Source organism: Streptomyces brasiliensis, from assembly GCF_014647875.1.
GTDB classification, from domain to species: Bacteria; Actinomycetota; Actinomycetes; order Streptomycetales; family Streptomycetaceae; genus Streptomyces; species Streptomyces brasiliensis.
The window spans coordinates 1-1,812 of sequence record NZ_BMQA01000198.1; the positions used below are offsets into that span (position 1 = coordinate 1).

Annotated in this window: 1 protein-coding gene; it reads left to right on the top strand. The window is 63.7% G+C overall.

The genetic code is table 11. The features are described from left to right. Positions 1 to 448: 448 nt before the first annotated feature. Positions 449 to 1,786: a group II intron reverse transcriptase/maturase gene (gene ltrA, locus IEZ19_RS49650; RefSeq protein ID WP_229841742.1), complete on the top strand. Its 1,338-nt coding sequence runs from the start codon at positions 449 to 451 to the stop codon at positions 1,784 to 1,786. The last annotated feature ends 26 nt before the right edge of the window (positions 1,787 to 1,812 follow it).

Here is a 1,812-nt window from a genome sequence, read left to right on the forward strand (position 1 = left end):
ACTCGATAGCCGAGGGCAAGGGCGTCGCCGCGAGGCGGGGTCCGGAGGAAGCCGGAGGCAAAACCGGGCACTGAGGTACACGAACCGTATTTAGGCGGGGCGGACTGGGTAAGTCGGCTGACTGCGACGAAGCCCGTTCTCACCAAGAAGGCCGCAACGTAGATACGGCAGGCGTCCGGGGAAAGTTGCTGTTCTTATCTGGGGAGGTCTGTCCGGGTGTCGCCTGTAAGGGTGCGACGGCCCCGATTGTGACAGCTCGGTCCCGAAAGGGGCTGGACTTACCGGACAGAAGTCAGCAGAGGTCGTAGTACCGAGGCGGGTAGGCAGTAGGCCGACAAGGACTTGGGAAGGACCGAACGTTTAGTGGATCGGAGGAAGGGTGTCTGCTCGCTCAGGTCACGATGACCGCTGCAAGCCTGCTTCGGCAGATCCCCAGGTAGAGGCACCGGTGCATACGGCTGCCCTGCCTGAGGAGCGCAGTGACCAGACGGCGCACCACCGGACCAATGATCACCGCGAACCGTCCCTGTGGGAGACGGCGTTCTCGAAGGAGAACCTGCTCGCGGCGCTCAGGCGCGTCGAAGCAAACCGGGGTGCCCCCGGCATCGACGGAATGACCACGGAGGAATTGCGGCCGTGGATCGCCCAGAACTGGCCCAAAGTATGGGCTGAGCTTGACGCGGGGACATATAGACCCGCTCCCGTTCGTCGGGTGACCATCCCTAAGCCGAACGGCGGGGAGCGGATGCTAGGTGTCCCACGGGTGCTGGATCGCCTGATCCAGCAGGCAATTTCGCAGGCCCTCGTGCCCGTATTCGACCCTCATTTCTCCGGGGCGTCGTTTGGATTCCGACCGGGACGGTCGGCACACCAAGCCGTAAGGGCTGGTCGCCGCGCTGTCCAGGACGGGAACCGCTGGGCCGTGGACCTGGATCTGGATAAGTTCTTCGACCGTGTGAACCACGACGCGCTGATGGCGCGTGTGGCTCGCCGGGTGGGGGACAAGAAGGTCCTGAAGTTGATTCGCCGATACCTGGAGGCCGGCATCATGGCCGACGGGATGGTCGTGGCTTCGGAGGAAGGGACGCCACAGGGCTCCCCGCTCTCTCCGCTGCTGTCCAACATCATGTTGGACGACCTGGACCGCGAACTCTTCAAGCGTGGACACCGGTTCGTGCGGTACGCGGACGATGTGATGATCTTCGTTCGTTCCAAGCGAGCGGCGGAACGGACCCTCGCCTCGGTTACGGGCTTCATTGAGAAGACCCTGAAGCTGAAGGTGAACGAGGAGAAGTCCACGGCGTGCCCCGTCTGGTGGACGTCGCTCCTGGGGTTCAGCTACTACCTCACCAAAGGGCAGGTGAAGATCCGGGTGGACCGCAAGGCCGTCAAGCGGCTGAAGGGCACAGTCCGGCGCCTCACCTCCCGGACATGGGGTGTGTCGATGGCCCACCGACTGGACAAGCTCAACCGGTTCTCGGTCGGATGGGTCGCCTACTTCGGCCTCGCGGACTCTCCGAAGGTGTTCGACCAGATCGACGAGTGGACCCGCCGCAGGTTACGGCAGGCCCAGTGGAGACAGTGGAAGACCGCCCGGAACAGGGCGACGAACCTCCGAGGGCTCGGCATCGAGGAGAAGATGCTCGGCGCCCAGGGTCTTGGAGGGACGCGGCATTGGAGGACTTCCAAGATCGCGCCACTGGAGCTGGGCATGAACAAGGCCTACTGGGAAGCCCAGGGATACAAGCCCTTCAAGGGCTCATGGTCCCGTCAGAAGTCCGCCTGAGATCAGCTGGACGAACCGCCGGATGC